Source organism: Pseudoduganella sp. GCM10020061 (assembly GCF_042683405.1).
In the GTDB taxonomy this organism is placed as follows: Bacteria; Pseudomonadota; Gammaproteobacteria; order Burkholderiales; family Burkholderiaceae_D; genus Telluria.
Genome location: NZ_JBHUJS010000004.1, coordinates 1 through 9572 on the forward strand (window position 1 = coordinate 1; position 9572 = coordinate 9572).

Sequence of the window (9572 nt, forward strand, 5' to 3'; positions counted from 1 at the left end):
CCATAGCAAGTCGGTCCCACCCCTTCCCATCCCGAACAGGACCGTGAAACGACTTTGCGCCGATGATAGTGCTGCAACCAGTGTGAAAGTAGGTTATCGTCAGGCTAGTTATAAGAAGAAGCCCGCTGACTCATAAAGTCAGCGGGCTTTTTTGCTTTCTGCGTCCTTACAACAGTTCCACAACCCAGCGACATTTCCTGCGTATTTCTTTGCTAAGATCGGATCTTTCCGGTTAGAAAAGAATAAACATGAAGGCTCTTCAACGGGTTCTCCTGGCCGCCTCCTGCACGGCCGCGCTCGCAGGATGTGGCGCCGGCTCATCGCCCGAGGCTGGAACGCGTCCGACGCAATTACTCGCAACGGTGCAAACTCCCACCGCAGCCGTGGTCTTGCCCGGAAACCGGGCCGACTACCGGATCGAGCGCGTAGCCGGGACTGTACAGCTGACCCACATCGCCACGTCCGTGGTCACGCGCGTGGCGAGCAACGCGCGCATCCGCTTTGCCGATTACACACTGGGCATGGACGTGGAGGGCAACGCTGGCCAGGCCTACCGTCTGTACCAGGCAGCGTTCAATCGCACGCCCGATGTGCGGGGACTGAGCTTCTGGATCCAGGCCATGGACCGCGGCGTCCCGCTGGAAGAGATCGCGCAAGGTTTCGTGAACTCGTCCGAGTTCAAATCGGTCTACGGCATCAATCCGACGCCGACCGAAATCGTCAATCGCTTCTACAACAACGTCCTGCACCGCGATGGCGAGCCGTCCGGCGTGGCCTTCTGGGTGAGCGTACTGACGGAGAAGCGCGCGAGCGTGGCCGCAGTGCTGGGTGGCTTGAACGGGTTCAGCGAAAGCCCCGAAAACCAGGCCGGCGTCTATGGCACCATCGGCAATGGCATCGCCTACCGCGAAGACAATGTCTCCTATGTCGTCGCCGCGCATGCGGGGCCGAACCGGACCACCAGCGTGGGCGCACCAGTGGTCCTGGACGGGACTGAAAGCATCGGCGACAGCCCGAATCTGACGTACAGCTGGACGATCGTCGCGCGTCCTGTCGGCAGCACCGCGCAACTGCTGAACCCTGGCACTGCGCTGCCGACGTTCACACCCGACAAGGTGGGGGCCTATACGATGTCACTGGCCGTCAGCGACAGCAAATCCAGCGCCACCTCGAGCATGACGGTCAACGTGCATCCCGCCAGCCTGGCCTTTGCGCCGCTCGACGCGCGCTACAGCCGTGGCCTCGACAAGATCATCACGGTGTCCACCAATCCGAATGCACTGAAGATCGTGGATCCGTTCTCCGAAGCTGTCAGCTCGGTGAGCCTGCCGGCAGGCGTGAAGTCGTTCAACCTGAGCCCGAACGGCAAGCTCGCGATCGTGCTGCACGAAAGCGTCGCGAGCCTGGTGGACCTGGAAGCCGGAACGCTGGTGAAGTCCTTCGCCACAGGCGGCTCGCACACCGACGCGTTCCTTACCGATGCAGCGATCGCCTATTTCATCGGACAGAGCGGCGGTCAGTGGGTTCGACCTTCCGTCGTCTACTTCAATGCACGCACCGGCCAGGACGTGACGCTGCCAGAGTCGAACTACATGGGCATGTTCTACGGCAGCCAGTACGGCATTTACGCGCCGACGAAGAACAAGGTGTTCCTCATGTCGCATGGTCTTTCCCCTGCGGACATCAACTTCTTTACGATCAACCCGGTCAATAATGAAGTCATCGACATGGGAGACTCGCCCTACCACGGCGACTATTACATGGCTACACCGCTGTTCCTCTCGGAGACGGAGGACATCCTGTTCACGTCAATGGGTAATTACTTCTACACCGCAGACCTGCGGTATGCGGGAACGTTCTCGCTGCAGTCCAACGTACTCTCCCTAAGCAATTCGGCGGCCAGGGACGAGACCCTGGTACTGTCGGGCTGGACGAACTCCTATCCGAGCCGCTACCACCGCTTCACCGGTGCGCTGTTCTTCCTGGATGCTGTGTACGACCTGCCGGTCATCGAAGGCAAGCAAAGCTACGGTATCAAGATCTGGCATAGTGCCGACGGCCGGCGTGTCGCATTGGTTCAAACGGGATCGTCGGTGCAGAACGGCGCCGGTGTGCGTTACTACATTGTGACGCTCTGATCGCGTAGCGCCCTGGAGTAGCGGCCGCGGGCATCGGTGCGTCCCGAACGCGGTCACGCCGGAGTGTGCTTTGGCTGTAGAATCAGCTCATCCTCGTTGTCGCTTTCATAAGGGAAGAGCATGAACGAACAGGTTGCGCGCAATGTCACGCTGGTCAGGGCGATCGAATCCGCCGACACCGCCCGCGAGCTATTGAGCGAGGACGATCGCATGTACGCCAGCCGCAGCGCAAAGGAACTGGCGCAATGGCAAGCTGCCGACAGCGCGTCCGAGCCGACGGCCGAACACTTCCTGCAGCAGCGGTCGGACCAGCTGATCAAGCGCCTGTCCGAACGACACGGCGCATTCGCCGCCTTTTACAAACGCATGAATGGCACGCGGCTGCTGCCGTTGCTGCCGCCGGCCGCGCTGCTGCTCGGCTTTCTGCTGGACCGCATCGGCGACCCGCACCGCGTGGACCTGTTGTCCGCGCCGCTGCTCGCGATCCTCGCCTGGAACGTGCTGGTGTACGCGATCATGCTGGTCTGGCTGTTCATTCCGCGCCGCACCGGCTGGGCCGGCGAGTCGCTGGTAAGGCGGCTTGCGCTGGGCGCCGCCAGCCTGCCGCGCAAGCTGCCCAAGACACTTGCTTCCGGCCTCGCGGACTTCGCCGCTGCATGGACGACGGCCAGCCAGCCGCTGATACGCGCACGGCTGGCCCGGACCATGCACCTGGCCGCGGCGATGTTCGCGCTCGGCGCCATCGCTTCGCTGTACGTGCGCGGCCTGATGACGCAGTACGCCGCGGGATGGGAGAGCACCTTCCTCACTGCCGGGCAACTGCATTCGGTGCTGGCATGGTTGTTCACGCCGGCCACCGTCGTGTTCGGGCTCCCGGGCTTCACTGAAAGCCAGATCGCGGCGCTGCACTTCGCGCAATCCACGCCAGGCGCGGGTGAAGGCAGGCTGTGGGTCCACTTGTACGCCGGGACCCTCGCCCTGTTCGTGGTGGTCCCCCGCCTGTTGATGGCTGGCGTGGCGCACCTGCGTGCAGCACGGCTGGAGCGCAGGTTCCCGATCGACCTCGATCTTCCTTATTACAGGCAGTTCGCGCAGCAGGCAGGCCTGGCGGAGCCCGGCGTCATGCGCGTGCTGCCCTACAGTTTTACGGTGGACGAGGACCGGGACAGGGGACTGGCTGCGCTGGCGGTGCACATGCTGGGCGAACGCAGCCGTATGATCTTGCGTCCCGCTTCTGCCTACGGCGAAGACCCGGCGGCCGCGCTGCGTGGCGTCGACCTTGCCGACACCTCCGTCACCATGACCGCGATCCTGTTCGCTCTCGCGGCGACGCCGGAGCGCGAGGCGCACGGCGCCTTCATCGATTTCCTCGCGCGCTCCAGGGTGCGCGGACTGCGCGTGCTGGTCGACGAATCGGCGTTCCTTGAACGGATCGGTACGCAGCGGGGAAGCGAACAGCGCATCGCCGAGCGCGTACACCTGTGGCGCCAGTTCTGCGATTACCATGGCGTGCCCGCGACACTGGTGAACCTGCAGCATCCCGAAAAGTATCCTGTCCAATGACCGTCCCCGATCCACAGGCGATCCAGTTCGTCCTCATCTCGCACACCAACAACGGCAAGACCACGCTGGCGCGCACGCTGACTGGCGTCGACGTTGGCGAAGTGCGGGACGCGGCCCACGTGACCGTCCTGTCCGAGTCGCATACGCTGCTGGCCACCCCGGAAGGCGACGCGCTCACGCTGTGGGATACGCCGGGATTCGGTGACTCGGTCCGTCTGCTGCGGCGCCTGGCGTTGACGGGCAATCCGATCGGCTGGTTCCTGCGCGAGGTGTTCGACCGTTACCGCGACCGCGCCTTCTGGCTCAGCCAGAACGCCTTGCGCTCGGCGCGCGATTCGGCCGATGTGGTGCTCTACCTGGTCAACTCGACCGAGGATCCGCGCGACGCCGGCTACATCGAGCCGGAGATGAAGATCCTCGAGTGGCTTGGAAAACCCGTCCTGGTCCTGCTCAACCAGCTCGGACCACCGCAGCCGCAGGAGCTCGAGCGCGCGGAGCAGGGGCGATGGCGCGAACACCTGTCCCGGTATCCGCTGGTGAAGGACGTGCTCGCGCTCGACGCGTTCGCCCGCTGCTGGGTGCACGAGCGCGTGTTCTACGAGGCGGTCACGCCGCTGCTCGCCGCCGGCAAGCAGGAGGCGTACCGGCGCCTGCTGCGGCAATGGGAATCGAACAACGAGCAGCGCTTCAGCGAATCCATGCACGCGCTGGCCAGGCACCTTGCCGCTGCGGCGCTCGACGTCGAAGCGATCGACCGGGAGGAACGCTCGCTCGTGAAGTCCGCATTGCAGGCTGCCCGGCTTTCCAGGCCGGCCGGCGAGCGCGCCGGCGACAAGGCGATGGCGGCCATGATTGCACGTCACGACGCGAACGTCGCCGCGACGACGCGCGCGCTGCTCGCGCTGCACAAGCTGGACGCACGCGAGGTGGGGCGCATCAACCAGCGCGTGCGCGACAACTTCTCCGTGCGTGCACCCGTGGACAAGGCGCAGGCGGGCCTGCTCGGGGCGATCGTCTCCGGCGCTGCGACGGGCCTGGGCGCAGACCTGATGGCGGGCGGACTCACGATGGGCGCGGGCGCGCTGATTGGCGGCGTAATGGGTGCATTGACGATGGCAGGTGCGGCGTGGGCATTCAATAGCGGCACCGACCGCAATCATCCGACGGTGCGCTTCGCGGACGAGTTCTTGCAAGGGCTGCTGGTATCCAGCGTGCTGCGCTATCTCGCGGTAGCGCACTTCGGGCGCGGCCGTGGCGACTTCGTGGAAGGCGAGGCGCCCGCGTTCTGGAAGGACGAAGTGGAGCGCAGCGTCAGGAATGCCGTCGGCGATGGCAGCGCGCTCTGGCGCGCCGTGCGCGTGCACGCGGAACGTGGCGACGCCATTGCGCAGCTGGATGAGGTGCTCACGCGCGTGACGCGCACGACCCTGGCCCATCTCTATCCGCAGTCGGACCCCGCACCGCACCGCGCCGCACCAATAATTTTCGGATAGGAAAAATTCCGGCTTCAATCTGCTCTTTGCTTGAGCAGGGTTACCCTGCGCGCGGCGCACCGATGACAGGTCGCAAACACGCGCCCGATCCCCTTGGCGATGATGAATCAGCTGCCTTCACAGGGGAAGACCATGAGCCGTGTTTTCACACACCGCATTTCCGTGTTGGCCGTCCTGATCGGGGCTGGCCTTGTCCTGGTTTCCTGCGGCGATGGCGCCCGGCCTCCCGAGTCCCATCCCGTTCCGCCGTCGGCCCCGCAACGCATCAGTGTCGATGTGGCGCGCACCACTTATGGCATCGCGCACATCAACGCCAACGATTTTCGCGGCCTCGGCTACGGGCTGGCGTACGCCTACGCACAGGACAACGTTTGCATGTTCGCCGACAGCCTGCTGACCGTGCGCGGCGAGCGATCGCGCTTTTTCGGACCAGGCGCCTACGCCACCCGTCCCGTGAACGGCGAGTACGGGGCGGAGAGCGACTTCATGGAGCTGCGCAACGACGAAAGCGATTTCTTCTTCAAAGGCTACCTCGACCTTGAGCAGCTGAAGTCCGGCTTCGCCGCAGCGTCGCAGGAAGCGCGCGACATGCTGGAGGGGTACGCGGCCGGCTACAACCGCTACCTGCGCGATTACGCCGGCCGCCTGCCTGCTGCGTGCGCAAGCGCCGCGTGGGTGCGCCCGATTACGCGCGAGGACCTGTACCTGGTTCTGGCGGAGAAGGCGCTGCACGCATCGGGCCAGGTGTTCGCGCGCGAGTTCGTGATGGCCGGGCGCGGCGAAAACCTGGCGCCGGCGGCCGTGCGCGCATCCGGCCGCACGGTCGACCCGGACTTCCTGCGCCGCCGCCTCGACAAGCTGAGCGGATCGGCCGGCAGCAATGCACTTGCACTGGGCAAGTCGATCACCGCCGACACGCGCGGCATCCTGTACGGAAGCCCGCATTATCCCTGGACGAGCACCGACCGCTTCTACCAGGCGCACCTGACCATCGAGGGCAAGTACGACGCGATGGGCGTCATCCTGGGAGGCATCCCTACCGTCGTCATCGGCTTCAACAAGGACATCGCCTGGACCCACACCGTGACCACGGCGGTCCACTTCACCAACTTCATGCTCAAGCTCGACCCTTCGGACACGACCGGCACGACCTACTTCGTGGACGGCAAACCCGAGCGCATGACGGCGCGCAGCGTCACCATCGACGTCCTGCAGCCGGATGGCAGCATGAGCCAGCGAACCAGGACCTTCTATTTCTCCAAGTACGGCCCGGTCATCGCCAACCCGATGGCGGGTATCGAGTGGACCTCGACTACCGCATTCGTGCTGGCAGACCCGAACCGCAACAACACCCGCCTGATGGACCAGTGGCTCGGCATCGCCCGCGCGCGCAATGTCGCGGAGCTGAAGTCCTCCCTCGAGACCGTGGTGGGACTCCCCTGGGTCAACACGATCGCGGCCGACCGGCACGGCGGCACCTTGTACATGGACGCGAGCGTGGTGCCGCATGTCTCCGGACAGAAGTTCGCATCCGACTGCTTCGTGTTACCGGCCTTGCTCGCCTTCGATGGCTCGCGCTCCAGTTGCGGTTGGGGCAGCGATCCGGACGCGCCACCTGGCGTGTTCTCGCCCCGGAATGCGCCCTACCTGATGCGCGGCGATTACGTGGGCAACTCCAACGACAGCTTCTGGCTGACCAATCCGAAGCAGCTGCTGACCGGCTATTCCCCGATGTACGGGCAGGCGGGGATTCCGCAAAAGCTGCGTACCCGCATCGGCTTCCTGCAGATGGAGGAACAGCTCGCGCGCGGCAAGAAATTTGCGATGGCCGATGTCGAAGCGCTGGCCTATGCGAACCGCATCTACGCGGCGGAACTCATCCTGCCGGAGCTGCTGCTGGCCTGTCCCCTCCAGCTCGACCTCGACGTGCTGCACGGCTGCGCGGCGCTGGCGTTCTGGGATAAGAGGGCGGACCTGCACAGCCGGGGAGCGGTGCTGTTCCGCGAATTCTGGAACAGCGCTGCGCTGATCGAGGACAAGTGGGCCGTGCCCTTCGATCCTGCGGATCCGGTCAACACCCCGCGCGGCCTGAAACCTTCCGCGGCGCCGGCGATGTTCGACGCGTTGAAAGGCGCTGTCGTGAAGATGCGCGAGCTTGGCATACCGCTCGATCGCATGCTCGCCGAGCTGCAGGGGGAGACGCGCAACGGCAACCGATGGCCCCTGCACGGCGCGATCGGCGACATCGATGGCTCGTACAACTCGATCCACATGGCCACTCCGCTGACGCCGACCGGCTATCACAACGTGGAGTGGGGCACCAGCTATGTGCAGGTGGTGGGCTTCGATGCCAACGGTCCTGTGCCGCACGGCTTGCTGGCCTATGGCCAGTCGACCGACCCGAAATCGCCGCATTACGGCGACCAGGTGCCGCTGTATACGACCAAGTCGTGGCCCCTGATGCCGTTCTCGCAGTCCGACATCAAGCGCGATCCTAACTACGTGCGGCTGCGCCTGACCGAATGAGGCTTCAAGCCTCGTCGTTGAAGACGCGGACGTAACCGTCGGCGCGGATCAGCGCCGTGTTGTCGTCGCCCGAATGCGTGCCCGGGCCGTCCTGCATGCCGGCCGAGATCCACTTGCCATTCCACGGCGCGATCGAGCGCAGCTGGTTATGGCGCGGTCCTGCTGCAAGCGACAGCCGGCGAACGAACTTTCCATCCGCGTCGAGCAGCGCCGCGAGCGGCACCGAGGCTTCCGAGATGCTGGCGCCTGCCGGGTTCTGGGTATAGCCGGTCGCGCCGACGGCAAGCAGCTGGCCGGCCGGCGTGACGGCGAAGTCGAGCACCACGTCACCGCGGTCGACGTCCAGCAGCTGCAGCGGGCGCAGTGTGCGCAGGTAGGGATCTGCTACCGCGACCAGTCCATCCCACCCGGTACCATCGTCGCGTGCCTGCGTGAACACGCGGCCGCCCACGGCGACGCGGTCGCCGAACCACTTGACGGCATGGATTTCAGTGCGGCGCGCGGTCTGGATTACGGTGCTTGGCGAACGCTGGCCCGTCTCGCTCACGACGGTCAGGATGGCGCCGCTGATGACGTCCGGCGAAATCGGCTCGCCGAAGTGCTCGGCATGGCCTTCCACGAGCGTGGTGCGGTTGATCAGGACCGCGACGGCGATGCGTCCGCGCGCATCCACATCCATGGCCAGCCGCCACTGGTTTTCCAGTCCGGAGAACGGATCGAAGGTCCCGGACGTGATGAACACGCTGCCGATCTGCACGCCGGGCTCGACCAGGGTGCGCCAGCTGGTCTGGAAGCCGTTGGCGCCATACGCCAGCCTGTACGCAACTACCGCGTTGCGACCGGTGCGCAGCACCATGGCGAGCTGTTCCCCGACGGGCGCGACCCGCACCGCATCGCGCGTCGCATGCGGCACCAGTGCATTCGGATTGCGCAGGTACATCTCGTCGCCGTAATACGGATCGCCGCTGGCGGCCGGGTCCGCGAAGTTCGTCTCGTTCAGCACGCCGCCCTGGGCGTTCAGGCGCACCAGCCGGATGGCGCTGGCGTTCGCCAGCACCGCGGTCGCCTGCCCGGAAGGGTGCAAGGCAAAGTCGATGAGCGACCAGCCCGCCGGCGGCTGCCATTGCGCCGAGACGTCCTTGCCGTTGGCCGAAAACAGCAGGCGGCGTTCCGGCGCCGTGTAGTCGGTCAGGCGGCGCAGCGTGTCGGCCATGCCGGCCCAGCCTTGCTGGCTGGGCCGGACCTTGAGCATGGCCGATCCGGACACGGGGACATTCAGCGCCGCCTGTACGACGACGGGGCCGCTTTCCACGCCGCCGCCTCCACAGCTGGCGGCGAGGGCGGCAATGATAGAGGCGGCGAACAGGGTGCGCATGATGGAAGTCCGGTGAGTAAAAGAAGTGGGAGGGCACTTGCATCCCATCCGATACTCTACCGACCGGACTTCAGGGGCTTGTCCGAAAAATGTCCGCGTTCTGTTCCGATTATGTATGGGTCTGTAAGCACCCCGCGCACGAAGGCACTTGCGCGGCGCGTGCCCGTTTGCTATAGTTCGTCCCCCGCTGCGAACGAGACCTCACCGGTCCCTTGCAAAAGGTTAACGAAATCAAGTAGTTGACGAACACGGCGGAAAAGAAGGGGTTGACGAGCTGCACGAAACACCGCATAATCTCGCCTCTCTGCTGCTGACAAACACAACGCTTTGTCGACAAGTAGCAAGCTGCAACACCGAATAAGTTCTTTAACAATCAACAGTCGATAAGTGTGGGCGTTTGACGATAGATGCCGCGGATTTCGGTCCGCGAATACTCAAATTATTGTTTCAAACGCTCGCACAAGAAATAAACGTGAC

The 9572-nt window shown here is 64.7% G+C and carries 5 protein-coding genes and 1 rRNA gene; 5 read left to right on the plus strand and 1 reads right to left on the minus strand.

Annotated elements, in window-relative coordinates; translation table 11 throughout:
• The 5 genes from rrf to ACFSQR_RS11685 all read left to right on the plus strand — a co-directional run.
• A 5S ribosomal RNA gene (rrf, locus tag ACFSQR_RS11665) occupies nt 1–105 on the plus strand; the annotation flags it as partial.
• A 257-nt stretch (nt 106–362) separates the two neighbouring features.
• A complete protein-coding gene (locus ACFSQR_RS11670; RefSeq protein ID WP_377729971.1) occupies nt 363–2138 on the plus strand; it encodes a DUF4214 domain-containing protein in 1776 nt (591 codons plus the stop codon).
• Nucleotides 2139–2258: 120 nt separating this feature from the next.
• Nucleotides 2259–3701 carry a DUF2868 domain-containing protein gene (locus ACFSQR_RS11675; protein WP_377729972.1) on the plus strand — a complete coding sequence of 481 codons (1443 nt, stop codon included), beginning with the start codon at nt 2259–2261 and terminating at the stop codon, nt 3699–3701.
• Nucleotides 3698–5194 (plus strand): DUF3482 domain-containing protein, encoded by a 1497-nt coding sequence (locus ACFSQR_RS11680; RefSeq protein ID WP_377729973.1) that lies wholly within the window; start codon nt 3698–3700, stop codon nt 5192–5194. Before ACFSQR_RS11675 ends, ACFSQR_RS11680 begins: the two co-directional genes overlap by 4 nt.
• A 132-nt stretch (nt 5195–5326) precedes the next feature.
• Complete coding sequence (locus tag ACFSQR_RS11685; RefSeq protein WP_377729974.1) at nt 5327–7720, plus strand: penicillin acylase family protein; 2394 nt, start codon at nt 5327–5329, stop codon at nt 7718–7720.
• Between the two features lie 4 nt (nt 7721–7724).
• Here ACFSQR_RS11685 and ACFSQR_RS11690 read toward each other — a convergent pair whose 3' ends face one another.
• Nucleotides 7725–9095, minus strand: a complete 1371-nt coding sequence (locus ACFSQR_RS11690) for a hypothetical protein (protein WP_377729975.1) — start codon at nt 9093–9095, stop codon at nt 7725–7727.
• Nucleotides 9096–9572: the final 477 nt, after the last annotated feature.